Origin of the sequence: Novosphingobium sp. IK01 (assembly GCF_033242265.1) — a bacterium.
In the GTDB taxonomy this organism is placed as follows: Bacteria; Pseudomonadota; Alphaproteobacteria; order Sphingomonadales; family Sphingomonadaceae; genus Novosphingobium; species Novosphingobium pituita.
On record NZ_BTFW01000001.1, the window covers coordinates 2,306,480 to 2,332,268 of the forward strand.

A 25,789-nucleotide genomic window follows, 5' to 3' on the forward strand; every position below is an offset into this window, starting at 1 on the left:
CCGGCAGCCTTTTTCGTATCCGGTCAGGTGAAACCGCTTACTTCAGACCGGTGAGGGCCTTGAGATCGGCCTCGGGCCGCGCGCCATAGTGCGAGATGATCTCGGCGGCACAGACCGCGCCCAGACGCAGGCATTCGGTCAGGCTTTCCCCGCGCACATGGCCGGTCAGGAAGCCCGCCGCGAAGAGGTCGCCCGCGCCGGTCGTGTCGACCACATGGTCGATGGGTTCAGCCGGGACATGGGCATCTTCGCCCGCATGGCGCGCATGGGCGCCCTTTTCGCTGCGGGTGACAACGACGGTGGGCACCAGCGCGCAGAGCTGGGCCATGCCCTCGTGGAAATCGTCCTTGCCGGTCAGCGCGGCGAGTTCATGCTCGTTGGCAAACAGGATGTCGATCTGGCCATCGGCGATCAGCGCGCGGAAATCGTCGCCATGGCGCGCGATCACGAACGCGTCGGACAGCGTGAAGGCCACCTGCGTTCCCGCCGCGCGCGCAGCGGCAATCGCCTTGCGCATGGCGGCGCGCGGTTCTTCCGGGTCCCACAGATAGCCTTCGAGATAGAGCACGCGGGCCGACTGGATCAGGCCGTCGTCGAGCGCGTCGGCGGGCAGGAACTGCGAGGCGCCCAGAAAGGTGTTCATCGTGCGCTGCCCGTCGGGCGTCACGAAAATCAGGCACTGGGCCGTGGCAGGCTCGCCCGCGCGCGCCGGAATGTCGAAGGCGATGCCGCCAGCGCGGATGTCGTGGGCAAAGACGCGGCCGAACTGGTCGTCGGCGACCTGCCCGATGAACGCACACGACGCGCCCAGCGCGGCCATGCCCGCCAGCGTGTTGGCCGCCGAACCGCCCGAAATCTCGCGCGCGGGGCCCATCGCCGCATAGAGCGCGCCCGCGCGCGCCGCATCGACGAGGGTCATCCCGCCCTTGGCCAGGCCCAGGGCCTCGATCTGGTCGTCGGTGGCAGGCGCCATGACATCGACAATCGCATTGCCGATGGCAATGACGTCAAAACGGCGGTCAGCGGAATGGGCGGCCATGGTCTCTTTCGCGCAGAAGGGGTGGGGAAAGGCTGGCGCCTACCCCCAGCGTCGGATTGCCGCAAGGGCAGTTGCATCACGCAGGCGTCCAAGCCATGGCATGCACCATGATCGGCTCCCTGTTCGGCTCCTCACGCCCGGCCCCCTTTTCCGCCCCGCTGCCCGCCCCGCTTCCGGCCCTTCACCCTGCGCTTTTGCCGGCACTGGGCCTGGCCCTGCTGCTGGCCGGGTGCAGCGGCACGATTCCCGCGCCGCGCGAGCCTGCGCACCAGCCTCCGCCCCGGCATGTCCCGCGCCCCCGTCCGGCGCCGACCTACAGGCTGCCCCCGGCCCGGCCCCGCCCGGCCCCCACGATCCAGTCGTCGCGCGGGCTCGAAACGGTGATCGGCGCCGATGCCGAAAGCCTCGTGCGCCAGTTTGGCCAGCCCCGCCTCGACATTCACGAGGAAGACGCCCGCAAGATGCAGTGGTCGGGCACGGCCTGCATCCTCGATGTCTATCTCTATCCCGCGCAAGGCAGCGCCCGCCCCATCGCGACGTATGTCGACGCCCGGCGCGGCGACGGACGCGAAGTGGACCGCCCGGCCTGCGTCACCGCGCTGCGGCGCCCCTGATCACCAAAAGGCCTGATCAAAGAAGGGCCCCCAAACGAAAAAGGCCGCCGGAACATTCCGGCGGCCTTTTCACGACGCAGCGGTGATCAGGGCGATCAGACCGTTTCGTAGTACTTGGGCGCGTGCTCGTTGAGGATCACGAGGATCTTCTTGAGCGCGGCGGGTTCGTCGGTCTTTTCCATCGCCGCCAGTTCGCGCGCGAGGCGCGAGGACGCCGCTTCGAAGATCTGGCGTTCCGAATAGCTCTGCTCGGGCTGGTCGTCGGCGCGGAACAGGTCGCGCGTCACTTCCGCGATCGAGACGAGATCGCCCGAATTGATCTTGGCTTCGTATTCCTGGGCGCGGCGCGACCACATCGTGCGCTTGACCTTGGGCTTGCCCTTGAGCGTGTCGAGCGCCTCGCGCAGGGTCTTGTCCGACGACAGCTTGCGCATGCCGATGGCTTCGACCTTGTTGACCGGCACGCGGAGCGTCATGCGCTCCTTTTCAAAGCGGAGCACGTAGAGCTCCAGCTTCATTCCCGCGATTTCTTCCTGCTGAAGCTCGACCACACGGCCGACCCCATGCTTCGGGTAAACGACGTAATCCCCAACATCGAAGGCAAGAGCCTTGGCTGCCATTTCTTATCCTTTCGACGCCGGCAGACGGGGCGGCGGGGGGCACGATGCCCTTGCCGGAACGCGCGATGACTGATCGATGCAGGCCGGTGAAACGGGTTAAGACCAGCGGTCCCGAAGCCCCTCGGGGAGACATGAGTCTCGCAAGGAGCGATCCGTTCCCGATGGGAACCGCCCCTCGGGAAATCCGGTTCGAATTCCGGTTTCCGGGGAGCCCGTTCTGGCAAACGACCGTGTAAAGCCCGGCCAAGCCCTGCGATCCGTCAGCGTGTTTCGTTTGCCGCCTGTTTCTGCCTTCTCGTAACAAAAAGGGCGCCCGGCAAACTGCTTGCCCGGCGCTTGAGCTGTCATATAGCAGCTTCGCAGCAAAATTTCCAGAGGTGTGCAGCAAAAAGGCATGCACGACGCGCGCCGCCCCCGGCGCGATGGGCCGGAAGCGGCTGCGATGGTCGGGCCGCCGGGGGGCAGGAGCGCCCCCGCGCGGCCGGATTTACGCGGCTGTGTTCAGGCCCTTGCGGGGCCTGGACGAATCAGTCGCCTTCGCCCGGTTCGGGCGAGAAGAACTTCTCGAACTTGCCTTCCACGCCCTTGAACTCGTCGGCGTCGGCCGGCGCGTCCTTCTTCGTGGTCAGGTTGGGCCATTCGGCCGAATACTTGGCGTTCAGCTCCAGCCACTGCTCCAGACCGCTTTCGGTGTCGGGCAGGATCGCTTCGGCGGGGCATTCGGGTTCGCACACGCCGCAGTCGATGCATTCGCTGGGGTTGATCACCAGCATGTTGTCGCCCTCATAGAAGCAATCGACGGGGCAAACCTCGACGCAATCCATGTACTTGCAACGGATGCAGGCATCGGTGACGACGTAAGTCATGCTGTGGGTAATTCCTCAAGTCTCGATTTCGGGCCGTGCTAGAGGTGTCAGGGGCGCCGCGTCAAGCACCCGATAACAGGTTTGCGCTTCAAGAGCCGGTCCGCGCCGGCAAGGAAGGGCCAGAATCTCGATCACGCGGACCCCGCTGCGCAGCGGCAGGACCAGCACATCGCCCACTTTCACGCCCGCACTGCACCGCTCGATCCGGCGCCCGTTGAGGCGGATATGCCCTTCTTCCACCCAGCCTTGCGCCAAGCCGCGACTGGCCGCGAAGCGCAGGAACCAGAGCATCTTGTCTATCCGCATCCCCTCTCCCTTGCTGTCTGCCCCTTGAATTGAACCGGCCCTTCAGCCGCCCCCCATCAGCGCCGCGAGCCCCGCAAAGGCACCATGGGGCACCACTTTGGCAGGCTGCCCTTTGGCAGGTTGGGACCGCGACCTTCCCTCAGGCTTTCCATCGGGTTTCGCGCCCTGAGCGGCCCGTGCTTCTCCACCGCCATGCGCGGGCGGGCGCCAGTCCCACAGGATCGGCGCGGGAGGGCCGGCCTGTCCCCCGGCCAGCGGGCGCGGTGGGATCTGGCGGAACCCGGCCTGTCGCAGCAGGGCGATGAAACCCGGCTCGCCCAACCCCATCGAACGGGCCAGCGCCGGATCGATCATGAATCGGCGTCCATGGGAACGGGGACCGCGCGCATGGGCGCGTTCGGCAAAGGCGGCATGGATCACCCGCTCGGCCAGATCGACCCGGAGCGCCTGAGGCCCGGCGCGGCGATAGCCGGTCGGCGCCTCGCGCGCGGGCAGGATGGGCCGGGCATGGGCGGGCGGGGCCTTGGCCGGAAGGCCATGGAGGCTCGCCCGGACGGCCCAGGCCGCCAGCGAAGCGGGACGCAGCGCCGCGGGCACGAAGACATCGAGCGCCCCCACCGCAATCCCCAGCTTGCGCGCCTGCGCACGCTGGGCGGGCGAGAGATCGTCGAGTCGGGCTTCCTCGCGGGAGACAACCCCGCCCCCTTCGACCAGCCGCAGCGCCAGCGCGCGCAGGCTGGCCCCGGCTTCAGGGTCGGTCGTGGCCGCCTCGATTCGCCGCAAGGGGCGCAGCGGCCGCTCGCTTTGCGCGGCAACGAAGGCTTCGAGCGCAGCAAGGGCCCCTTCACGCTCGGGGGCAGAGAGCCGTTCGAGCGCAGGATCGAGGCGCAGGCGCGGGCTGAGCAGGCCCTTGCCCTTGACCAGCCGCGCGACAGGCAGCCCCTGCCAGAGCAGATCCGCCCCCTGCATGTCGAGATTGCGCAGGGCCTGCGCGTCGGCAGCCAGTTCGCCCAGACGCGCCGAAAGCAGGCCGGGCAGGTGCCGCTCGGCGGCGGCCAGCAGGAGCTTGCGGTCGCTGGCCCGCGCCAGCGGATCGACACTGAACCGGAAGCCGCGCAAGTGGCCGATGGGCTCCTCGTCGACCAGCACCGCCCCGTCCTCGCCCAGACGGACCGGCAGGAGCGCGGCATCGGCCCCGGCCTTGCGCATGAGGACCGTCGTGCGGCGGTTGACGAACCGTTCGGTCAGGCGGCCATGGAGCGCATCGGACAGGCGGGTTTCCACGGCGCGCGCGCGGGCGGCCATCTCGTCGTGCGCCAGCACCCAGTCGGGCCGCTGGGCGATGTAGGACCACGCGCGAATCGCCGCGATGCGGCCTTGCAGGGTGTCGATATCGCCCGCCGGATTGTCGAGTTGGGCAATCGCCTGCGCCACATAGTCGGCCCCCAGATAGCCCCCGCGCAAGTCCTGCCAGAGCCGCGCGACAAAGCGGGCATGAACCTCGGAGCCCTGATGCCGGAAATCGGGGAGCGAGCAGACCTGCCAGAACCGCTGGACACTGCGGCTGCCGCGCACGGTGGCGGCCACATCGGGATCTTCAGCCAGGCGGCGCAGCACGGCCAGGTCGATCGCCTCGGGCGGGGTGGCCAGTTCGGCGCGCGGCGGCGGGCTTTCGAGATCGGCGATCAGCGTGGCGAGCGTATCGAAGCGGGGCTCGGCCTCGCGCCAGAACAGGCGGGTGAGCGGCGGGAAGCGATGCTCCTCGATCGCATAGACTTCCTCGTCGGTGAATTCCGGGTCGCCGCCCCCCGCGCCAGCGAGCGTGCCGAATGTGCCGTCCTTGTGGTGGCGCCCGGCGCGGCCCGCGATCTGGGCCATTTCGGCGGTGGTCAAGCGACGGTGGCGGTGGCCGTCGTACTTGGAGAGCCCGGCAAAGGCGACATGCTCGACATCGAGGTTGAGCCCCATGCCCACCGCGTCCGTCGCCACCAGATAGTCGACCTCGCCCGACTGGTACATGGCGACCTGGGCATTGCGGGTCTGCGGGCTGAGCGCCCCCATGACGACCGCCGCGCCGCCGCGAAACCGCCGCAGCATCTCGGCCATGACATAGACCTGCTCGGCCGAGAAGGCGACGATGGCGCTGCGCGGGGGAATCCGGCTGAGCTTTTTCGCGCCGACATGGCTGAGCGTGGAAAAACGCGGGCGGGTGATGATCTCGGCCTCGGGTTCGAGCACGCGAACCATCGGTTCGAGCGTGGCCGAGCCGAGCAGCATCGTCTCCTCGCGCCCGCGCGCATGGAGCAGGCGGTCGGTGAAGATGTGGCCGCGTTCCGGGTCGGCGGCAAGCTGCGCCTCGTCGAGCGCGACAAAGGCAAGGTCGGGCCGGGCAGGCATGGCCTCGACCGTGCAGAGCAGCCAGCGCGCACCCTTGGGCTCGATCCGCTCCTCGCCGGTGATCAGCGCGACCTGTCCGGGCCCCTTGATCGCGCAGACCCGCTCATAGACCTCTCGCGCGAGCAGGCGCAGCGGAAAGCCGATGGCACCCGAGGAATGGGCGCAGAGGCGCTCGATGGCGAGGTGGGTCTTGCCGGTATTGGTCGGGCCGAGCACGGCCTTGATTGCCCCGCCAGCCCCTTTCCCGACGGGACGGGAGCGGCCTGTGGCAGAAGGGGACACTCGTGCGGGAGCGGGCACGCGGCTTACCATGCCTTCGATGTGGCCGCTGTGGCGCGCGCATGCAAGAAGGCGCCGTGGAATTATCCCCGGCGCCTTCCTGGTTTGCAAGGCGGCCCTGTCAGGCCGCCAGAGAATCAGGCCCCCTAAGCTCAGGCGTCGTAGTCGGCGCCCAGCGAGGTGTTGCGCACGGGCGCGGCGGCCGTGATGCGCAGCGCCTCTGCCGACTGCGAGAGCGAGCCGATTTCATCGACTTCGTCGTCGTCGTCGGGCAGGACGCGCTGGAGCGACTGGATCAGGTTTTCCTTGAGGACGGCCGGGCGGATATTTTCCTCGGCAATCTCGCGAAGAGCGACCACGGGGTTCTTGTCGCGGTCGCGATCGAGGGTGAGTTCGGCACCGCCCGAGATCGCGCGGGCGCGCTCGGCGGCCAGCAGGACGAGATCGAAACGGTTGGGAACCTTGTCGACACAATCTTCGACGGTAACGCGCGCCATGGGCACTCCGAAAAACAGGAATGAGCGGGAAGAACGACCAGCTAGGCAGCGGGCCGCCAAAAGTCAAGGAAATTGGCCGCGCTCGATTCATTCAGGCGCCCGCACGAAGCCCGGAGCAGACCCGCAAGCGGTCCGCAGGATCGAATTCCTGCCCGCGCGCGAACGCAAATTCGCAAATATCGGTAACGCAAAGGCAAGGCTTTTTCTATAAGGAGGTAGCGACCGGGCAGGCGTGCGCCCGGTCCATCAGGGGCTCATGCACGCAGGAGGCAGGGGCTGTGGCCCAGCACAGGGACCAGCCATTCGACGCGGATGGCGCGCAAGGCGCATATGGAGGGCAGAATGCGGGGGGCGAAACCGGCTCCCCCCCGTCGGCCAGCCCTGCGCCCGGCACACCGGCGGAATCTCCGGCTGAATCGCCCGTTTCAGGGGCCGAACTGCGCTCCGCGCCGCGTTTTGCGCTGCTCATCCGCGCCGCCAAGCTGATCGTCGACGGGCGTGAATACCTGTGCATCCTGCGCGACGCTTCGGCGACCGGGGTCAAGATCCGCCTGTTCACCCCCATCCCCAAGCATTCCCGCCTTGCCATCGAACTGGGCAATGGCGACCGCCACGATGCGCGTCTGGTCTGGACCACCCACGATCACGCCGGGCTCCAGTTCCTCGAAGAAGTCGATGTCCAGCGCCTGATCAACGAGCGCGGAGGCGCCCACCCGCGCCGTCAGGTGCGCCTGCGCGTCGTGCTCGATGCGGTGCTTCATGCAGGCGGCGAATCGACCCATGTCCGCTTTCACGACATCTCGCAGCAGGGCGCCTGCATCGAATGCGAGAAGTGGCTGGCGATGAACGAACTGGTCCGGCTCGATACCGGGGTGATGCCCTCGCTCTATGCCAAAGTCCGCTGGCGCGACCACCCGCGCTACGGCCTCGTGTTCGAACAGACCTTCAAGCTCGATGAACTGGCCCGCATCTCGGCCCCACTGCAACTGAGCCAAGCCTTGACCGAGGCCGCCCGGCAGTCGGGACAGGCCCCCGGCGCCCCACCTCAATCGCCTTCGCCCCAATCTCCTTCATCCCAGCCGGCAGCACCCCAGAACGGCCCATCCCAAACCGGGTGCGGCCGGGATACCCCGCTGCTGTGACCGCGCGACCATGACCCTGCAATCATGAGCCCACAGTCATGACGGCGCCGGGGACAGGCAAGATCCCCAGGGCTCACCCCCGCCCACCCCTTCGCGTCATCGTTAATTGTATCTTATCCATTTTCTTTCATCCCCGCCTTATCACGAATGCCACGTATGCGGGGGCTTGGAATGGTTAACGGGTCTGGCGCCAGCGCGCATGACGGTCAGGATATTGATGTCGATGTCGCCATCATCGGCGCCGGTCCGGCCGGACTGACGGCGGGCTACCTGCTGACCAAACGCGGCCTCTCGGTGGCGATCATCGAACAGGACCCCCGCTATGTCGGCGGGATCAGCCGCACGGTCGAGCACGAAGGCTATCGCTTCGACATCGGCGGCCACCGGTTCTTTTCCAAGTCACAGGCCGTGGTCGACCTGTGGAACGAGATCCTGCCCGACGATTTCATCCAGCGCCCGCGGATGAGCCGCATCTATTACGAGGGCAAGTTCTACTCCTATCCGCTGCGCGCGTTCGAGGCGCTGTTCAACCTGGGCGTGATCCGCTCGGGGCTGTGCATGGCCAGCTACGTCAAGGCCAAGGCTTTCCCGAAAAAGACCGTGCGCAGCTTCGAGGACTGGACCATCAACCAGTTCGGCCAGAAGCTCTATTCGATCTTCTTCAAGACCTACACCGAGAAGGTCTGGGGCATGCCCTGCGACACGATGAGCGCCGACTGGGCTGCCCAGCGGATCAAGGGCCTCTCGCTGGGCGCGGCGGTGCTCGATGGCTTCAAGCGCAGCCTCGGGCTGAACAAAAAGCCCAACGACGGCATGCAGACCAAGACCCTGCTCGAAACCTTCCGCTACCCGCGCCTTGGGCCGGGCATGATGTGGGAGGCCGCCCGCGACAAGATCACGGCGGCAGGCGGCACGATCCTGATGGGCCATGCCATGAAGCAGTTGGCCGCCGATGGACAGGGGGGCTGGCGCCTGTCGGCCACGCGCGCCGATGGCGGGGAAAGCGTGATCCGCGCGCGCCACGCGATCAGCTCGGCCCCGATGCGCGAGCTGGCCAGCCGCCTGCACCCGCTGCCGAAAACCTCGATCGAGGCCAGCGACCTCAAGTATCGCGATTTCCTCACCGTCGCGCTCAAGATCCGCTCGGAAGACCTGTTCCCCGACAACTGGATCTACATCCACGACAGCAAGGTGAAAGTCGGCCGCATCCAGAACTTCCGCTCGTGGTCGCCCGAAATGGTGCCCGACGAAAGCGTGGCCTGCGTGGGCCTCGAATACTTCTGTTTCGAGGGCGACGACCTGTGGGCCGCGAGCGATGAAGACCTCGTCGCGCTGGCCACCCGCGAGATGGAGATTCTGGGCCTCGCGCGCCCCGATCAGGTGATCGGCGGCGTGGTCGTGCGGCAGGAAAAGGCCTATCCGGTCTATGACGATGCCTATGCCGCCAATGTCGCGGCCATGCGCGCCGAGCTGGAAAGTACCCACCCCACGCTGCACATGGTCGGGCGCAACGGCATGCACCGCTACAACAACCAGGACCACGCGATGATGACCGCCATGCTCACGGTGGAAAACATCGTGGCGCAGGCGCGCGTCTACGACATCTGGTGCGTCAACGAAGACGCCGAATATCACGAGGCCGGCTCGGAAGGCGACGCTGCGGGCCTCCCCGAAACCCGCGCCCCCCATATCGCGCCCCCTCATGGAACACCGAGCGCCGATCAGGCTGCGGCCCTTGCCTCGCTGCGCGCGGTGCCGACACCGATCAAGCCGGCCAAGGCCGCCTGACCGCCCGTCCCCTCTCTGGCCCGTCATGGCAAGGATCTGAATGATCGCGATGGTCATCCCCCATCTGCGCCGACAGGCGCGGCTCCTGAGCGACCAGACGCTGATCCGCTACACGCTGGTCAGCGTGGGCGCGCTGGCCGTGGACATGGGCAGTTTCCTGCTGCTGCTGGCGCTGGGCGCGCCTGCGGTGAGCGCCTCGGCGCTCGGCTATGGGCTGGGCATCGTGGCGCACTGGCTGCTGTCGAGCCGCCTTGTCTTCCACCGGGATCTGGCCCCTGCGGGCGCAGCCCGGCGGCGCCAGCAAGCCCTGTTTCTGGCCACGGCCCTCTTTGGCCTCGCGCTCACCACGTTCGTCGTGGGGGGGCTCGCCCGGCTCGGCCTTGACCCGCGCGGGGCCAAGCTGATCGCCATCGTGCTCAGCTTTGCCGCCAGCTGGCTGCTGCGCCGTCGTCTGGTGTTCCGCTGATGTCCGGTATGCACGCCCAAGAGCCCCTTTCCGCCCCCGCTCCTGCGTCCGGCATTCCCTGGCGCCTCGTGCTCACGGTCTGGGCCCTGATCGAGATGCTGATGCTCTCGATCTGGTGGCGCAGCATTCCGGGCATGCAAGTCCGGGACACCGACGATGCGCTGCGGCTGGTCCAGGTGCGCGATCTGCTCGGCGGGCAAGGCTGGTTCGACCTTCACCAGTATCGCATCATGGCGCCCGAAGGCATCCTGATGCACTGGTCGCGGCTGGTCGACCTGCCGCTGGCGGCCCTCATCGTGGCGCTGCGCCCGCTGGTGGGCACCCATGCCGCCGAACTGGCGACGATGGTGATCATCCCGGCCCTCACCCTGCTGGGCACGCTGGCCGTGCTGATGAGCGTGAGCTATCGCCTGTTCGGGCGCGACACCGCGGTAACAGCCGGGATTCTGGTGGGCCTGTGCGCGCCGATCCTGTCGCAGATGCAGCCGCTGCGAATCGATCATCATGGATGGCAGATTCTGGCCGCGCTGGGCGCCATGGCCGCACTTCATGCGCGTACTTCCCGTCTCGGCGCATGGGTGGTGGGCCTGTGTCTGGCCGTGGAACTGACCATCTCGCTCGAAGGCCTGCCAGTGGCGGTGCTGTTCATGGGCGCGCTGGCGCTGCGGGGCCTGCGCAGCGGCCGGTGGACCGATCTGGCCCGCGCAACACAGGCCCTCGCGCTGGGGCTGGTGGTCCTGTTCCTCGCCACGCGCGCTATCGGCGATCTGGCCGAGCATTGCGATCAGGTCTCGCCCATGCACATGGCGGCGCTGGTCTGGATTGCACTGTGCTGCGGCGTGCTGGCACGCCTGAACACGGCAAAACTGGCGCGCCCATGGCTCCCCGCGCTGGCCATCCTGACGCTTGCCGCGCTGGGCGGGGCGGCCATCACCCTGGTCGCCGCCCCGCAATGCGCCGGCGGCGCCTTTGGCGGCATGGATCCCTTCGTCCGGCGCGAATGGCTCGACAACGTCGCCGAAAGCCAGCCGCTCTGGCACTATCCGCTCATCACGATGGCCGGCGTGATCAGCAGCATTCCGGTCGGCCTGTGGGGCTGCTGGTGGCTGATCCGCACGTCGCAGGGCGAGGAGCGCTGGCGCTGGCTCGAACATGGCCTCGTTCTGGTCGGCGCGGTGGCGCTTGGCACAGTGATGGCGCGCGCGATGGGCGCGGCAGCCGCGCTGGCCATCCTGCCCGCCTCGGCCCTCGTCTACCGGTGGCGCCAGATCGCCGTCCGCCAGTCCTCGACATGGGCGCGGCTGGGCATCACCCTGCTCACGATCCTGACGATCTACCCGACCATCACCGCCCTGGCCGCCAGTGCCGCATGGAACAGGCTGGCTGCAAAGGACGGGGCGAAGAAGGACGGGAAAGACGAGGACGACACCTGTGGCTATATCGAGGGACTGGCGCCCCTGAACGCGATGCCCGTCACCGACATTTTCGAACCGATCGACATAGGCCCCCAGATTCTGCTGCGAACCCGGCAACGTGTGGTCGCCACCGGCCACCATCGCGGCGTGGCGGCCATCGGCGATGTCATGCATGCCTTTCTGGCCCGCCCCGATCAGGCGCAAGCCTATGTCCGCAAGCACCACGCCACTTTGGTCGTGATCTGCACGACCATGCCGGAAATGAAGCGATATCAAAAGGAAGCACCCCAGGGTCTGGCCGCCGCCCTGCTGGCAGGCAAACCGCCTGTCTGGCTGCGCCCCCTGCCCCAACCCGGCGCCGACAAGACCCACATCGCCATCTGGCAGGTGCGCCCAAACTGAAACAGTCCTGCCACACACTTGCCACACAACGATTTTACAGAGCATCAGGACATTTGCCGTTTCTCGACAGCCGGGGCGCGGAGGTGTAAGGGGATGCGATGACTGCGACCCCGGCGACGCCCCTGCTCGACACTGTCGATACCCCCGCCCACTTGCGCGCCCTTCAGCCCGACCAGCTTCGCCAGCTGGCCGATGAACTGCGCACCGAGATGATCTCGGTCGTCGGCCACACCGGCGGACATCTGGGCTCCGGGCTCGGCGTGGTCGAGCTGACCGTGGCGCTGCACTATGTGTTCAACACCCCCGAAGACCGGCTGATCTGGGACGTGGGCCATCAGGCCTATCCGCACAAGATCCTCACCGGCCGCCGCGACCGCATCCGCACCCTGCGTCAGGGTGGCGGGCTTTCGGGCTTCACCAAGCGGTCGGAAAGCGAATACGATCCGTTCGGCACCGCCCACAGCTCGACCTCGATCTCGGCGGCGCTCGGCTTTGCCATGGCCAACAAGATCAAGGGCGCGCCGGGGCGCGGCATTGCCGTGATCGGCGACGGCGCGATGAGCGCGGGCATGGCCTACGAGGCCATGAACAACGCCGAAATGGCCGGGGATCGCCTGATCGTCATCCTCAACGACAACGACATGTCGATTGCCCCGCCCGTCGGCGGGCTCTCGGGCTATCTGGCCCGGCTGGTGTCCTCGCGCCCGTTCCTCGAACTGCGCGACCTTGCCCGCCGCCTCACCCGCATCCTGCCGCGCCCCTTGCAGGAAGCGGCCAAGAAAACCGACGAATTCGCGCGCGGCATGGCCATGGGCGGCACCCTGTTCGAGGAACTGGGCTTCTACTATGTCGGGCCCATCGACGGGCACGACCTCGATACGCTGGTCCCCGTGCTCGAAAACGTGCGCGATGCCGGTGAAGGCCCGATCCTGATCCATGTCGTCACGCAAAAGGGCAAGGGCTATGCCCCCGCCGAACAGGCGGCCGACAAGTATCACGGCGTGCAGAAGTTCAACGTGGTGACCGGCGAGCAGGCCAAGGCCCCGGCGGGCCCGCCCAGCTACACGTCCGTTTTCGCCAAGGCCCTGCTGGCCGAGGCTGAGGCCGACCCGACGATCTGCGCGATCACTGCCGCGATGCCCACGGGCACCGGCCTCGACAAGTTCGCGCAGGCCTACCCGGATCGCCTGTTCGATGTCGGCATTGCCGAACAGCACGCGGTGACGTTTGCCGCAGGCATGGCCGCGCAGGGGATGCGCCCGTTCTGCGCGATCTATTCGACCTTCCTCCAGCGCGCCTACGACCAGGTGGTCCACGACGTGGCGCTCCAGAACCTGCCGGTGCGCTTTGCCATCGACCGCGCCGGGCTCGTCGGCGCCGACGGGGCGACCCACGCGGGGTCGTTCGACGTGACTTATCTGGCCAGCCTGCCCAACATGGTCGTCATGGCCGCGGCGGACGAGGCCGAACTGGTCCACATGACCCACACCGCCGCCCGCCACGACAGCAGCCCGATCGCCTTCCGCTATCCGCGCGGCAATGGCGTGGGCGTGGCCCTGCCCGAGACGCCCCAGTTGCTCGAAATCGGCAAGGGCCGGGTCGTGCGCGAAGGCTCCAAGGTGGCGATCCTCTCGCTCGGCACCCGTCTGGGCGAGGCGCTCAAGGCTGCCGACCAGCTCGACGCGCGCGGCCTGTCGACGACCGTCGCCGACTTGCGCTTCGTCAAGCCGCTCGACGACGACCTGATCCGCCGCCTGATCGCCACCCACGAAGTGGTGATCACCATCGAGGAAGGCTCCATCGGCGGCCTTGGCGCCCATGTGTTGACGATGGCCAGCGACGAGGGGCTGACCGACACCGGCCTGAAAATCCGCACGATGCGCCTGCCCGACATCTTCCAGGACCACGACAAGCCCGACGCCCAGTACGACGAAGCCGGCCTCAACGCCCCGCATATCGTCGACACCGTGCTCAAGGCCCTGCGCCACAACAGCGCGGGTGTGAACGAAGCCCGCGCCTGAGGAAAAACAAGAGATACCGCAGGGGGCAGGGCCCCCTGCACCCCATTATCTTTGGATGGGGCAGTGCCACTGGCCAGGCCGGGCATGGCAACCGGAAGGGGGCCTTGCCCCCTTCGTCCTTCCTCAGCGCACGCCGTGCATCAGTTTCTTGAGCACGCCCGAGAGCGCCAGCAGGACCACGCCGATCGCCACGGCGATCCAGCCGATCACGGTAAACACGCCGGTATAGGTATCGAGGCTGAGCTTGAGGTTCGTCACCTCGCCGCCCACCGTCGCCACGCTGGCAACCTGGGCCACGATCCCGGCCACATATTGCGCCATGGCAATCGACAGGTACCAGACCCCCATCATCAGCCCGACGATCCGCGTGAGCGAGAGCTTGGTGATCATGCTCATGCCCACCGGCGAGATGCACAGTTCGGCCAGCGAGTGGATCAGGTAGAGCCCGGCCAGCCACCAGATCGAGACCTTGAAATCCGGCCCGGCAAAGCGCGTCCCCCAGACGAGGAACAGGAAGCCCGCGCCCACGCCCATCAGCGCCACGCCGAACTTGATCGGAATCGAAGGTTCGAGCCCGCGCGAGGCCAGCTTGCCCCACAAAATCGTCAGCAGCGGCGCCAGCGTGACGATGAACAGCGCGTTGAAGAACTGCATCTGCCCCGCCGACATGCTGAACAGGCCGAAGACCGACAGATCGGTGTTGCGGTCGGCAAACAGCGTGAGCGAGGAGCCCGCCTGTTCGAACAGGGTCCAGAACACGGTGTTGAAGGTGGTCAGGATCATCGCTGCCACCATCATCTGGAATTCGGCGCGGCTGCCACTGCGCCATGCATAGACGAGGATCGCAGGCACCCCGATCAGGAAGCTGGCGAACAGGATCTTGCCCAGCAGCGGCAACGCGATGACATAAGCCAGGATATTCGATCCGGCTGCCACGGGCCGCGCATCGATCAGGTTCTGGAACAGCAGGATGACCGCGCCCACGGCGACCAGCGCCCCCAGATAGATCGGGATCGTCAGGTCGCGGCCCTTCTGGACCGGCGGCTCACCATAACCGGCGAGGCGCCCGCCATCGAACTGGATCAGCGTCCAGGCCACCGCCATGCCGATGGCAGCCAGCAGGAACCCGGCCCACCAGCCGACCGTATCGGCCAGCCACGGACACAACAGCTGCGAGAACAGCGAGCCCAGGTTGATCCCCATGTAGAAGATCGTGAAGCCCGCATCGCGGCGGCGGTCGCCGGGGGCATAGAGTTCGCCCACCACGGTCGCCAGATTGGGCTTGAAGAACCCGTTGCCCACCGCAACCAGGCTCAGGCCCAGCAGCATCAGCAGGACATAGGCCGACGAACGCGTGCCCCCGGTGGTGAACTGGTCGCCGGGCACCGTGCGCGCGACATGCCCGTCGGGCGCGAGCAGGGCCACGCTGCCATCCTCGTTGCCCTTGATCTGCAAACGCTGGCCATGATCGACGATATAGCGTTTTTCCAGCCCGCTCGACGTCGGCCGGTCCACCGCGTTCTCGCTGATGACTTCATAGTGCTGCCCGGCAATATCGGCATGGGGCCGCGCGGTCTGTCCCCCGAAGCAGAGCACGAAATAGCCCAGCGACATCAGGATCGCGCCATACTTGACCGAGCGCTTGGAGCCGAGCACGCGGTCGGCGATCAGCCCGCCGATCAGCGGGGTGAGATAGACCAGCGCGGCAAAGCCGCCGTAAAGACCATTGGTGGTGGTGTCGCTGAACAGGAAGTGCTTGGTCAGATAGAGCGTGAGCAGCGCCCGCATGCCATAGAAACCGAAGCGCTCCCACATCTCGGTGGTGAACAGCCGGGCGAGCTGGCGGGGATGACCAAACCAGCCGGTATCGTTCCAGGAGGCGGGCTGAGGGGCTGAAGAAGGGGGCGTCGTCGCCTCGGTCATGCGTGGAAGGGCTCCGCAAGGGCCCGCATGAAATGGTTACGGGCTTGTTCAGTTTCGGCGGAAACTAACGCGATTGCACGCTTTGGAAAGGCGCTAATTCCGCGGAAGGCAGGCTTTGCAACGAATATTCGCGCCAGCCCCCGCCAACTGGGCATTCGTTTCACGCAAGCCCCCTGCATGATTGCAGAAATGAGAAGAGCGTTTGCGCAAGACGGGTGTATTATGCCAGCATAACACCGTGTCCGGTTCCCCGCCCTCCCCGTTTTCACGCTCGCTGGCCGCACGCCTGCACGAGGCCATCGTGGCGGCAATCCTCGCCACGGACCAGCCACCCGAAGATCCTGCACAATCCGCGCTGCTGCCTTCGGTCCGGGCCCTGGCCGCGCGCGAGGGCGCCAATCCGCTGACGGTGGCCAAGGCCTATCAGCATTTTCAGGACGAGGGGCTGGTGGTGGCCCTGCGCGGAATCGGGATGATGGCCCTGCCCGGCGCCGCCCGACGGCTGCGCGAGGCAGAACGCACCCGTTTCCTGACGCAGGAATGGCCGCAAGTTGCCGCGCGGATGTACCGGCTGGGCCTCACCCTGGCCGATTTACCCGGCATGGATGCTCTGAAATGAGATATTGTCTTGTACTTTCGAACTCTTGGCGCATTATCCGGATGCCTGTATAAGCGTTTGACAAGCTGTACCGCCATATCTGGTCCGGCGCCCATGCAGGCATGTCCGCTTGGGGGGCCTTGCGGACAGAAACCATCTTCACAATCGGTGCCGGGGGGCACCCACAGGAGGGGAATGACATGATCCGATCCGAATTGTTGCAAGCATTGAGCAAGGAAAGCCCCGGTCTGCGCGCCGAAGAGATCGAGCGCGTGGTCGACGTCTTCTTCGACGAAATCGCCGCGCGTCTGGCCGATGGCGGCCGCGTCGAACTGCGCGGCTTTGGCGCCTTTTCCACCCGCGAACGCGATGCCCGCAAGGGCCGCAACCCGCGCACCGGCGAATCCGTCGATGTGCCGGGCAAGCGCGTGCCCTATTTCAAGCCGGGCAAGGAAATGCGGGTCCGCCTGAATGCCGAATAAGCACGCCGAATAGGCATCGGGCATGCCGGCCTGTCGCGGAGCAAGGCAGGCCTGCGAAAAAACGACACCAAACCAGAAGGCTGGCGCAGGGCATCTGTCTTGCGCCAGCCTTCTTGCATCCGGGTTTTCCCCTTGGCGGCTGGCTGCCGCGCTTCTATAGCGCCTCCGCGTCCCGAGCGGCGCATGATCGTGCGGGCGTGGCGGAATCGGTAGACGCACCGGACTTAAAATCCGTTGGGCTTTGCTCGTGCCGGTTCAAGTCCGGCCGCCCGCACCATCCTCTTTTTACCGGGAAAGAGGCCACAAAAGGGATGACGAAGGGGGCAAGGCCCCCTTCACCCCATTAACTCTGGACAGGACCGCGCCAGCGGCCACGCCGGACATGGCAACCAACACCAGTTTCCGGGGGTCCGGGGGCGATGGCCCCCGGAATAATCCCCTTATCTTTCGTGTTTTTCAGTGTGCAGCCCCCCAGCTCGGCCCGGTGCCGATCTCGACGCCGAGCGGCACGCTCAGCGTGATCGCGGGCTGCGCGGCCTCAGCCATGACGGCGCGAATGACCGGGGTTGCCGCCGCAACATCTTCCTCGGGCAGTTCGAACACGAGTTCGTCGTGGACCTGCAACAGCATTTTCACCCGCGAAAGACCCGCTTGCGCGAGCGCGGGTTCCATGCGGGCCATGGCGCGCTTGATGATGTCGGCACACGTGCCCTGGATCGGCGCGTTGATCGCGGCGCGTTCGCTGCCCTGCCGCTCGGCCTGGGTGCCCGAGGCGATGCGCGGGAACCACGTCTTGCGCCCGAACAGCGTTTCCGAATAGCCGCGCGCCCGCACGCTTTCGAGGGTGTCGTGGATATAGCGCTGGATGCCGGGGAACCGCTCGAAATAGCGGTCGATCATCGCCTGCGCCTCGTCGGCGCTGGTGCCCAGACGCCCGGCCAGACCCCAGCGGCTGATGCCATAGAGGATGGCGAAGTTGATCGTCTTGGCGCGGCTGCGGGTGTCGCGGGTGACCTCGCCGAACAGTTCCTGCGCCGTGCGCGCGTGGATGTCCTCGCCCTGTTCGAAGGCCTCCCGCAAGGGGCCGACATCGGCCATGTGCGCGGCCAGACGCAGTTCGATCTGCGAATAGTCGGCGCTCAGCAGGACATGGCCGGGCGCGGCGACAAAAGCCTCGCGAATCTGGCGCCCGATCTCGGTGCGGATCGGAATGTTCTGCAAGTTGGGATCGTTCGACGAAAGCCGCCCGGTTTGCGCGCCGACAAGGCTGTAGCTGGTGTGGACGCGGCCCGTATCCGGGTTGATCGCGGCCTGAAGCGCATCGGTATAGGTGCTCTTGAGCTTGGACAGCTGGCGCCATTCGAGGACGAGGGTGGCGACTTCCGCGCCCTGTCCGGCCAGCGTTTCGAGCACGGACTGGTCGGTCGAATACTGGCCGCTCTTGCCCTTCTTGCCGCCCTTGTAGCCCAGCTTGTCGAACAGGACTTCGCCCAGCTGCTTGGGGCTGCCGATCAGGAAGGGCCCGCCCGCCTTTTCGTGGATCACGGCCTCGAGTCGCGAAATCTCGGCGGCAAAGCGCGTCGAGAGCGTGGCCAGTTGCTCGCGCTCCACCCGGATGCCCGCGCGCTCCATCCCGGCCACGACCGGCACGAGCGGACGGTCGACGCGCTGGTAGATGCGCGTGCCGCCCTCGTCCGACAGGCGCTGGGCGAACAGCTGGTGCAGGCGCCAGGTCACTTCGGCGTCCTCGGCGGCATAGCGCGTGGCATCGGCCAGCGGCACTTGCGCGAACGAGACCTGCTTCTTGCCGGTGCCGCACACGTCCTTGAACAGGATCGTCGTGTGCGACAGATGGCGGCTGGCCAGTTCATCCATGCCATGCCCGCCCAGGCCCACTTCGCCGCGCCCGGCGTCGAGGCAGAAGCTCATGACCATGGTGTCGTCGATGGGCGCAACGGCAATGCCGTGGCGGGCCAGCACGGTCAGGTCGTACTTGATGTTCTGCCCGACCTTGAGCACCGCATCGCTTTCGAGCAGCGGCTTGAGCGCGGCGAGCGCTTCCTCGCGCGGGATCTGCAAGGGCACTTCGGCGAACATGTCGAGGCCATGGTGGCCGAGCGGAATGTAGCAGGCCTCGCCCGCGCCGGTCGACAGGCTGACGCCGACCAGATCGGCGCGCATCGAATCGAGCGCGGATGTCTCGGTGTCGATGGCCACGAGTCGCGCCGCCTCTGCGCGGGCGATCCAGGCCTGAAGATCCTCCATCGTCTGGACGCAGGCATAGGCCTCGCGGTCGATCGCGGGCCAGTCGGGCAGGGGCTGGCGGGTGCTGGCCGGGGCGGGGGCGGAACCGGATTCCCCGCCACTATGCTGTTCGCCGCCATGCTGTGCGCCCGCCGAGACGGCCCCGGCCAGGGCCTCGGGGATGTGCAGCGTGGCCGCGCTCGCCAGCTTGCGCTGGAGGCTGGTGAAGCCATGGGTGGCAAGGAAGGCGCCCAGCGGCTCGGGCGGAATCGGGCCGAGTTCGAAGTCTTCGAGCGGCAGCGGCAGCGCGGCATCTTCCTTGAGCGCGACGAGCTGGCGCGAAAGACGCGCCATGTCGGCCTGCTCGATCAGGCTTTCGCGCAGCTTGCTCTTCTTCATTTCGGGCGCGGCGGCGAGCGCCTGTTCCAGCCCGCCATGCTCCTGAATGAGCTTGGTCGCGGTCTTGGGGCCGATTCCGCGAATCCCCGGCACGTTGTCGACCGCATCGCCCATCAGCGCCAGCACGTCGCCCACCTGTTCGGGCGGCACGCCGAACTTCTCGACCACTTCGGGAATGTCGATTCGCTGGTTCTTCATCGTGTCGAGCATGTCGACATGGCCGCCGCCGACAGCGCTCGTGCCCACCAGCTGCATCAGGTCCTTGTCCGACGAGACGATCGTCACGTCCCAGCCCCGTGCCGAGGCGGCGCGGGCATAGGAGGCGATCAGGTCGTCGGCTTCGAGGCCCTCTTCCTCGATGCAGGGCAGACTGAAGGCGCGCGTGGCGTCGCGGATCAGCGGGAACTGCGGGCGCAGATCCTCGGGCGGGGGCGGACGATTGGCCTTGTACTGGTCGTAGAGCGCGTTGCGGAAGGTGATGGATCCCTTGTCGAGGATCACCGCCAGATGGGTCGGGCCATCGGCCTTGTGGAGGTCCTCGGCCAGCTTCCAGAGCATCGCGGTATAGCCATAGACCGCCCCCACCGGCACGCCTTCCGGGTTGGTGAGCGGCGGCAGGCGGTGATAGGCGCGGAAGATATAGGCCGAACCATCGACGAGATAGAGGTGCTTGCGGGATTCCATGGGATCAGCCTCTAGCCGCTGGCGCTCTCTCGCGAAAGCGAACAGACCCGAAAAGTCTGCCCGGACAGGCGCCGTCAGACAGCCCCTCCCGGTAAAACCGCAAATCTCCCCGGCGCTTTGCGTGACTTGCCCGAGAGAAGGGCACAGTTCCTGAAACGGGACGAAATGCGGTGTACTACGGATGGGGTTTTAACGGCCCATCGCTCCGACAGGGCGCTTGGGCGCAGGCCGGGTCGCGCAAAAAACCCTTGCCGCTAAGGGCGATAGCGACGGCCCGTCGCATTGCTGTCGTCTTGTGCTTGCAAGCCGATGAATTGCCGATTAATTGGGACGTCGAAGTCTACCGTGGGAGTAGGCTTTGCGGCGGGTTTTTGCCCGGCGCGGTTCACTTCAATCCAGGGATTGTAACGCATGCGCAAGCTCATCCTCGCCGCTGTCGCCGGCACCGCCTTCGCCCTCGCCGGCTGCTCGGAAAAGCCGGCTGAAACCGCCACTGAAGCTGCCAGCGAAGCTGTCGACGCTTCGGCCGACGCCTCGGCTGCTGCCGCTGACGCCAGCGCTTCGGCTTCGGAAGCCGTCGCTGACGCGAGCGCTGCCGCGAAGATGTAATCCCAGCCCGCAAGGGCAGGTTACGGATAGAGGGGCGTGGCCACGCGGCCGCGCCCCTTTTCGCATGTGCGTTACCGCATAGGCAGCCCGCATGTGCGAAAGGCTTGCCACTGATTCGGTCACGAGAGGCCACAGGAAGGCCCTTCCAGCAGCCTGAGAGCCAGCAAGCCCCCTGTGGCGGCCGACACGAAAAAGCCCCGCAAGCAGGGCCTGCGGGGCAAGAATCGGGATAGGCCGGTCTGGCCTCCGGCGCGGGCCGGTCAGCAGTTCATGTCAGCGGCGGCGCGCAATCTCGCCAGCCAGCGCACCGTTTTCGAGCGGAGGCAGGAACCCCTGATAGAGCGCCGAGGCGATCCGCGCGATCATGCCCGCCTGAACCGTGTGATTTTCAGGGCCCGCCACGAAGATTGCCATCGCCAGATGGCGCCCGTCGGGCAGTCGCACGATCCCCACGTCGTCGGTCACGCCCGAGAGCGTGCCGGTCTTGTGGGCGAGCAGGACACCGGCCGGAAGCCCGGCCCGGATGCGGTTGCGCCCGGTGCTGGTGCGGGTCATCGTGTCGAGCAGCACGGCGCGGGCCTGGGGTCCGAGCGCGCCACCACGATCCACCGCCGAAAGCAGCGCGATCATCGCGCGCGGGGTGCTCGTGGTGCCCGAATCGATCACGCGGGCCGGGTTGATCCGGCCATCATCGCGAACCAGCGTGGCCATCGTGTGGTCGAGGTGCTGGCCCGAAATGCCCGCCTGCACGAGGAAGCGGTTCACCGCACCGATTCCGCCAACCGCCGCGATAAGGCCATCGGTAGCGTGGTTGTCGCTGCGGGTGATCGAGCGTTCGATCAGGGTCTGGGCGGTGAAGACCGGGCCGGGACGGACCATCGCGACCAGATTGTGCCGCCCCGCCGGTTCGGGCACGGGCATCATCATCGGCAGCGGCTGGTCGAGTCGGTAGCGGCCCTGTTCCACCATCTGGAGGAAGGTGGAAGCCACCGCGACCTTGGCCGTGCTGGCCATCGGGAACGGCATGTCGCCGTTGATCAGGACTTGCCCGCCACCATCGAGATCCATCGCGGCCACGCCGACACGGCCACGGGCAGCCGCGATGATCGAGGCCACCTTCTGCTGTGTCGCCAGATCGCGCGGGCTCTGGAGATTGGCCGGAGGCCGGCCTTGCACCGCAGGCGAACTGGCCGCGAGCGCAGGAAAAGCGGCCATTACGGCCACCGCGAGGCGCCATTTGCGCTTGAATTGAATCCCGACCATCGTGAGGTATTACCCCGACCCATCTTATAATTTCGTTGCGCCAGAATATGCCAATGTGACCTGTGCGCAAAGGCGGGGAGATCCCGTTTACCCTCCGGTCCGGCGTATGCCAGCGACGCTTCGTCGCAAGTGTAAAATTCGGCTCAAGAATTGCCTTTTTTGCCACAAAGCCATGATCGCCCCATGGCCTGTCCCTTGCCGGTTGCCGCACGGTCCCGGCAAGACACGGAAGGGGAAGGACAATGTGCCAAAAGAAAGGGGCCCAAAGGCCCCTTCCCGACGCTTCCGCATGCGCACCAGAGTGGTGAAATCGCCCTTCGGGCTTCAGTCATCCATGTCGTGGAGCATCTGGTCGGGCGCCAGATCGCTGAATCGGGTGATCCGCGCCTCGAAGCGCAGGCGCACCTTGCCGGTCGAACCGTGGCGCTGCTTGGCCACGATCAGTTCGGCCAGGCCGAACACGCGCTCCATTTCGGCGGCCCAGGCGGCGTGGGCCTCGTGGACCTTGGAGTCGTCGCTCTCGATCGGGCGCTTGGGCTCGCGCGAGGCGACATAGTAGTCCTCGCGGAAGACGAACCAGACCATGTCGGCGTCCTGCTCGATCGAGCCCGATTCGCGAAGGTCGGAGAGCATCGGGCGCTTGTCGTCGCGCTGTTCGACCGCACGCGAAAGCTGCGAAAGCGCGATCACCGGAACCGAGAGTTCCTTGGCCAGGGTCTTGAGCCCGCGCGAAATTTCGGAAATTTCGTTGACGCGGTTGTCCGACCGCCCCGTGCCCGAGAGCAGCTGGAGGTAGTCGACCACGATCAGCCCGATGTCGTGACGGCGCTTGAGACGGCGCGCGCGGGTGCGCAGCGCGCCGATCGAAAGGCCGGGGGTATCGTCGATAAAGAGCGGCAGCTCGGCCAGGCGCTGGCTGGCGAACGAAAGCTGCTGAAAATCCTCGCGGCTGATGCGGCCCATGCGCAGCGACTCGGAGCTGATCCCCGACTGTTCCGCCAGAATACGCGTGGCGAGCTGGTCGGCGCTCATTTCGAGGCTGAAGAAGGCCACCGCCGCCCCCACCGATTCCTTGGCGCTGATCCCGCGCGACAGGTCGTCGCGCAGGCGGTCGGCACAGTTGAACGCGATGTTGGTGACCAGCGAGGTCTTGCCCATGCCCGGACGCCCGGCCAGGATGATAAGGTCGGAATCGTGCAGGCCGCCGATTTTCTCGTTGACCGAAGTCAGGCCCGTGGTCGTGCCCGAGATGTGCCCGCCCGAAAGCAGCGCCTTCTCGATCATTTCGAGGCTGGCGCGCGTGGCCTGCCCGAACGTCTGCGCCTCGTTGCCGGTCTGGGCGCCTTCGGCGACGGAAAACAGCGCGGCTTCGGCCTGTTCCACCTGTTTGAGCGGCTCGACCGTCTCGCTGGTGTCCATGGCCCCCTCGACGAGGTTGCGGCCCACGCTGATAAGCTCGCGCAAAAGCGCCAGATCGTAGATCTGCTGCGCCAGTTCGCGCGGGGCGAGCAGGCCCTGCCCGTCGCCGGTCAGCCGCGCGAGATAGGCCGTGCCGCCCAGTTCCCTGAGGCCCTCGTCGCTCTCGAAATAGGGCTTGAGGGTGACCGGGGTGACCACCGCCTTGCGGTCGATCAGCGCGAGGATGCGCTCGAACACGCGACCATGGACAGCGGCGAAGAAATGATCGGGCCGCAGCGGCACGGTCATTTCTTCCATGATGCGGTTGTCGATCAGCACCGCACCGAGGAAGGCGGCCTCGGCCTCGACATTGGCGGGAAGCGCGCGAACGTCGGTGGCCTGGGCGGCGAGGATGGCTTGGCTGGCGGACATACCCATGAAAATGGCGCATGCCCCCCCTGCTGGCAAGGCGCGCGCCCGGTGCGCCTCTCCCCACGTTTTCCACAGCCTGTGGACGATTTGCCCCCTCGTGACACCAAGGTAGAAGGCAAAAGGCCGGGGAATGCGCTTGCTGATGGCGCCAGGTTGTTGCAAACCTTGGCCCGCATGGCGGACTTGCGCATCTCGCATATCGAGCTCGACGAAGCGACGATCGTCTGGCGGAACGCCGATGTCGAGCAGGAACGCCGCGTCGCCATCTTCGATCTGATCGAGGAAAACACCTTCCGCCCCCTGCGGTCCGAGGCGGCGGGGCATCAGGGCCCCTATCGCCTGCGGCTTTCGGTGAACGACGGGCGCCTGTCCCTCGACATCGCCGACGAGTCGGGCGCCCCGCTCGAAAGCGTGATTCTGGGCCTCGGGCGCTTCCGCCGCCCGATCCGCGAATACTTCGCGATCTGCGACAGCTATTACCAGGCGATTCGCCGCGCCACCGCGCAGGAAATCGAGACGATCGACATGGCCCGGCGCGGCATCCACAACGAGGCTGCCGACATGCTGCTCGAACGGCTCGAAGGCAAGATCGAGACCGATTTCGCCACCGCACGCCGCCTCTTCACGCTGATCTGCGTGCTGCACATTCGCGGATAATCCGCCGCCCCCTCCCTTTTGACGTCATCCCCGGCTTGGCCTATGGCGCGCGCTTTCCACAATCAGGATCGGGGGCGCGCTCTCTTTTATGGCCAGAGGCAGGAACAAGGCGCTTGGGCGCGTGCTGGCAGGGCTGCTGCTGGCGGCGCTGGTCGGCGCGGGCCTGCTGTGGCGGGAAAGCCATGTCTGGCGCCCCGATACCAGAGCCTTCCCCGTCCAGGGGGCCTGGACCGATGTTCACGATGCGCCGGTCGACTGGCGTCTGCTGCGCGGCGATGGTGCCGATTTCGTCTACATGACCGCCAGCGAAGGCCCCCGCCGCCGCGACGAGGCCTTTACCGATGGCCTCGAACAGGCCCGCACCGCCGGGCTTCAGGTCGGCGCGGTCCATGTCTACGACTTGTGCGCGCCCGGCGACGAGCAGGCGGCCAATTTCGTCACGATGGTCCCGCGCGAGACAGTGCTGCTGCCCCCGGCGGTCGCGCTCTCCCTCGATTCGCGCAGTTGCCCCGAGCCGCCGACCGAGGCCGCCTTGCAGAGCGAGTTGACCACGTTCCTCAACCAGGTCGAAAAGCACGCGGGCAAGCCCGCCATCCTGATGCTCACGCAAGACATGGAAAACCGCTATCATCTGGCGGCGGTGATCGACCGCAATGTCTGGGTGCGCCGCAACTACTGGCAGCCTTCCTATGTGCAGAGGCCTTTCGTGATGTGGACCGCCAACGATCATTTCCATGGCCAGGCCGCGCCGGGCCCCTTGCGCTGGGTGGTGGTGCAACCATGAACAGCCCGCTCGACGAACCCCGGAAAACCGCGCTGATCGCCGCCGCGCGCGCCGCGCGCGAAAGTGCCTATGCGCCCTATTCGCGCTTCACCGTGGGCGCGGCGCTGCTGTTTGCCGATGGCAGCATGGTGAGCGGCTGCAATGTCGAGAACGCAAGCTATGGCCTCTCGCTCTGCGCCGAGACGGTGGCCTGTGGCAGCGCGGCCCATGCGGGCAAGCGCGGCGGCCTCGTGGCCGTGGCCGTGGCGGGCGGCCCGGAAGGCACCGAAGGCGAGCCGATCACCCCGTGTGGCCGTTGCCGCCAGATGCTCCATGAACAGGCCGCGCTGGGTGGCACCGATCCGCTGGTGATCAGCCTGGGCGCCGACGTGGCAATCGAGGAGCCGCTTTCGGCCCTTTTGCCGCGCGCATTCGGGCCTTCCTATCTCGGCTGAATTTCCTCTTTTCCTTCTCTTTCAAGATAC

22 protein-coding genes and 1 tRNA gene are annotated in these 25,789 nt (G+C 66.7%); 13 read left to right on the top strand and 10 right to left on the bottom strand.

Annotated elements, in window-relative coordinates; all coding sequences use genetic code 11:
• Positions 1–37: 37 nt before the first annotated feature.
• Complete coding sequence (locus tag SBI20_RS10635) at positions 38–1,039, bottom strand: adenosine kinase (protein ID WP_317975007.1); 1,002 nt, start codon at positions 1,037–1,039, stop codon at positions 38–40.
• Positions 1,040–1,146: 107 nt separating this feature from the next.
• Here SBI20_RS10635 and SBI20_RS10640 point away from each other — a divergent pair, with 107 nt between their 5' ends.
• Positions 1,147–1,653 carry a hypothetical protein gene (locus SBI20_RS10640; protein WP_317975008.1) on the top strand — a complete coding sequence of 169 codons (507 nt, stop codon included), beginning with the start codon at positions 1,147–1,149 and terminating at the stop codon, positions 1,651–1,653.
• Positions 1,654–1,748: 95 nt separating this feature from the next.
• Here the strand turns inward: SBI20_RS10640 and SBI20_RS10645 are convergent, their stop codons facing one another.
• From SBI20_RS10645 to rpoZ, 5 genes are all read right to left on the bottom strand, one after another.
• Positions 1,749–2,273, bottom strand: coding sequence for a CarD family transcriptional regulator (locus SBI20_RS10645; protein ID WP_317975009.1), 525 nt, complete (start codon positions 2,271–2,273; stop codon positions 1,749–1,751).
• Between the two features lie 527 nt (positions 2,274–2,800).
• Positions 2,801–3,139 carry a ferredoxin FdxA gene (gene fdxA, locus SBI20_RS10650; protein WP_317975010.1) on the bottom strand — a complete coding sequence of 113 codons (339 nt, stop codon included), beginning with the start codon at positions 3,137–3,139 and terminating at the stop codon, positions 2,801–2,803.
• 15 nt (positions 3,140–3,154) lie between these two features.
• A complete protein-coding gene (locus SBI20_RS10655) occupies positions 3,155–3,445 on the bottom strand; it encodes an RNA-binding S4 domain-containing protein (RefSeq protein WP_317975011.1) in 291 nt (96 codons plus the stop codon).
• A gap of 42 nt (positions 3,446–3,487) precedes the next feature.
• Positions 3,488–6,154 (bottom strand): helicase-related protein, encoded by a 2,667-nt coding sequence (locus tag SBI20_RS10660; RefSeq protein WP_411911519.1) that lies wholly within the window; start codon positions 6,152–6,154, stop codon positions 3,488–3,490.
• A gap of 119 nt (positions 6,155–6,273) precedes the next feature.
• Positions 6,274–6,618, bottom strand: a complete 345-nt coding sequence (rpoZ, locus tag SBI20_RS10665; protein WP_317975012.1) for a DNA-directed RNA polymerase subunit omega — start codon at positions 6,616–6,618, stop codon at positions 6,274–6,276.
• Between the two features lie 278 nt (positions 6,619–6,896).
• Between rpoZ and SBI20_RS10670 the strand changes: the two genes are divergently transcribed.
• From SBI20_RS10670 to dxs, 5 genes are all read left to right on the top strand, one after another.
• Positions 6,897–7,760 (top strand): PilZ domain-containing protein, encoded by an 864-nt coding sequence (locus tag SBI20_RS10670; RefSeq protein WP_317975013.1) that lies wholly within the window; start codon positions 6,897–6,899, stop codon positions 7,758–7,760.
• A gap of 171 nt (positions 7,761–7,931) precedes the next feature.
• The gene (locus SBI20_RS10675) at positions 7,932–9,548 is read left to right on the top strand and encodes an NAD(P)/FAD-dependent oxidoreductase (RefSeq protein WP_317975014.1); all 1,617 of its coding nucleotides are present in this window, start codon (positions 7,932–7,934) and stop codon (positions 9,546–9,548) included.
• 40 nt (positions 9,549–9,588) lie between these two features.
• The gene (locus SBI20_RS10680; protein WP_317975015.1) at positions 9,589–10,014 is read left to right on the top strand and encodes a GtrA family protein; all 426 of its coding nucleotides are present in this window, start codon (positions 9,589–9,591) and stop codon (positions 10,012–10,014) included.
• A complete protein-coding gene (locus SBI20_RS10685) occupies positions 10,014–11,831 on the top strand; it encodes a hypothetical protein (RefSeq protein ID WP_317975016.1) in 1,818 nt (605 codons plus the stop codon). Before SBI20_RS10680 ends, SBI20_RS10685 begins: the two co-directional genes overlap by 1 nt.
• Before the next feature lie 98 nt (positions 11,832–11,929).
• Positions 11,930–13,852, top strand: a complete 1,923-nt coding sequence (dxs, locus tag SBI20_RS10690) for a 1-deoxy-D-xylulose-5-phosphate synthase (RefSeq protein ID WP_317975017.1) — start codon at positions 11,930–11,932, stop codon at positions 13,850–13,852.
• A gap of 123 nt (positions 13,853–13,975) precedes the next feature.
• On the opposite strand, the gene SBI20_RS10695 is transcribed toward dxs, so the two are convergent.
• Positions 13,976–15,775 carry a peptide MFS transporter gene (locus SBI20_RS10695; protein ID WP_317975018.1) on the bottom strand — a complete coding sequence of 600 codons (1,800 nt, stop codon included), beginning with the start codon at positions 15,773–15,775 and terminating at the stop codon, positions 13,976–13,978.
• Positions 15,776–16,013: 238 nt separating this feature from the next.
• Between SBI20_RS10695 and SBI20_RS10700 the strand changes: the two genes are divergently transcribed.
• The 3 genes from SBI20_RS10700 (at position 16,014) to SBI20_RS10710 (ending at position 17,132) form a co-directional block, all read left to right on the top strand.
• Complete coding sequence (locus SBI20_RS10700; RefSeq protein ID WP_317975019.1) at positions 16,014–16,394, top strand: GntR family transcriptional regulator; 381 nt, start codon at positions 16,014–16,016, stop codon at positions 16,392–16,394.
• Positions 16,395–16,573: 179 nt separating this feature from the next.
• Positions 16,574–16,855, top strand: a complete 282-nt coding sequence (locus tag SBI20_RS10705) for an integration host factor subunit beta (RefSeq protein ID WP_317975020.1) — start codon at positions 16,574–16,576, stop codon at positions 16,853–16,855.
• Positions 16,856–17,046: 191 nt separating this feature from the next.
• A tRNA-Leu gene (locus SBI20_RS10710) sits at positions 17,047–17,132 on the top strand.
• 179 nt (positions 17,133–17,311) lie between these two features.
• Here the strand turns inward: SBI20_RS10710 and polA are convergent.
• On the bottom strand, positions 17,312–20,182 hold the full coding sequence (gene polA, locus SBI20_RS10715) for a DNA polymerase I (protein ID WP_317975021.1): 2,871 nt from the start codon (positions 20,180–20,182) through the stop codon (positions 17,312–17,314).
• A gap of 411 nt (positions 20,183–20,593) precedes the next feature.
• Between polA and SBI20_RS10720 the strand changes: the two genes are divergently transcribed.
• Positions 20,594–20,791: a hypothetical protein gene (locus tag SBI20_RS10720; RefSeq protein ID WP_317975022.1), complete on the top strand. Its 198-nt coding sequence runs from the start codon at positions 20,594–20,596 to the stop codon at positions 20,789–20,791.
• A gap of 273 nt (positions 20,792–21,064) precedes the next feature.
• On the opposite strand, the gene SBI20_RS10725 is transcribed toward SBI20_RS10720, so the two are convergent.
• The gene (locus tag SBI20_RS10725; protein ID WP_317975023.1) at positions 21,065–22,006 is read right to left on the bottom strand and encodes a serine hydrolase; all 942 of its coding nucleotides are present in this window, start codon (positions 22,004–22,006) and stop codon (positions 21,065–21,067) included.
• A gap of 372 nt (positions 22,007–22,378) precedes the next feature.
• Entirely contained in the window at positions 22,379–23,884 is a 1,506-nt protein-coding gene (locus SBI20_RS10730) for a replicative DNA helicase (protein WP_317976111.1), read from the bottom strand.
• Positions 23,885–24,058: 174 nt separating this feature from the next.
• Here SBI20_RS10730 and SBI20_RS10735 point away from each other — a divergent pair, with 174 nt between their 5' ends.
• From SBI20_RS10735 to SBI20_RS10745, 3 genes are all read left to right on the top strand, one after another.
• Positions 24,059–24,541 carry a UPF0262 family protein gene (locus SBI20_RS10735; protein WP_317976112.1) on the top strand — a complete coding sequence of 161 codons (483 nt, stop codon included), beginning with the start codon at positions 24,059–24,061 and terminating at the stop codon, positions 24,539–24,541.
• Between the two features lie 121 nt (positions 24,542–24,662).
• Complete coding sequence (locus tag SBI20_RS10740) at positions 24,663–25,325, top strand: glycoside hydrolase family 25 protein (protein ID WP_317975024.1); 663 nt, start codon at positions 24,663–24,665, stop codon at positions 25,323–25,325.
• Positions 25,322–25,759 (top strand): cytidine deaminase, encoded by a 438-nt coding sequence (locus tag SBI20_RS10745; RefSeq protein ID WP_317975025.1) that lies wholly within the window; start codon positions 25,322–25,324, stop codon positions 25,757–25,759. Before SBI20_RS10740 ends, SBI20_RS10745 begins: the two co-directional genes overlap by 4 nt.
• The last annotated feature ends 30 nt before the right edge of the window (positions 25,760–25,789 follow it).